This window comes from Metamycoplasma equirhinis (genome assembly GCF_006385185.1).
Classification (GTDB): domain Bacteria; phylum Bacillota_I; class Bacilli_A; order Mycoplasmatales; family Metamycoplasmataceae; genus Metamycoplasma; species Metamycoplasma equirhinis.
In genome coordinates this window covers 1-528 of record NZ_VFIX01000051.1, presented here as the reverse complement: position 1 = coordinate 528, position 528 = coordinate 1, and the positions used below count along the sequence as shown (strand labels likewise).

Sequence of the window (528 nt, the reverse complement as noted above, 5' to 3'; positions counted from 1 at the left end):
GTACCCGCAGCAGTCGCCGTACCCTGCATGACCAGTCCCTGGCAAATCGCGCAGAAGCTGCACGCAGTAACTGCCGTGCTCGAAGAACCGAAGGTCAACGACCGCGCTCACGACCTGGTGGACTTGCAGCTTCTTGAAGGACTGTTGCTCGATGCCGACCTCATGCCGACGCGCAGCGCGTGCATCGCGATATTCGAAGCGCGCGCCCAGCATCCTTGGCCACCGAGAGTCGCCACGCTGCCGCACTGGCCGCTGATCTATGCAGGTGCGCTGGAGGGGCTTGACCACCTTGAACTCGCCAGGACGGTCGACGCGGCGGCCCAGGCAGTGCAGCGATTCGTTGCGCGGATTGATCGGGCGACGAAAAGATGAGTGCTGGCGCGGCCTGCGGCGCACGGGAGAACACAGGGACCACCCCGGTTCCATAGTCAACGTCAGCGGTGCGGGTGTCGATCAGACGACGAATGGAATCGCCCTCGCATTCCTCGCGATCGAGTGCCTATGAGCCGCGCTCCTGCGGCCTAGGCG

At 64.4% G+C, this 528-nt stretch carries 1 protein-coding gene; it reads left to right on the top strand.

Annotated features, from left to right (window positions below):
- A partial coding sequence (locus FJM08_RS08620) for a nucleotidyl transferase AbiEii/AbiGii toxin family protein (RefSeq protein ID WP_503465699.1) occupies positions 1–525 on the top strand: 525 nt, incomplete at its 5' end.
- Positions 526–528: the final 3 nt, after the last annotated feature.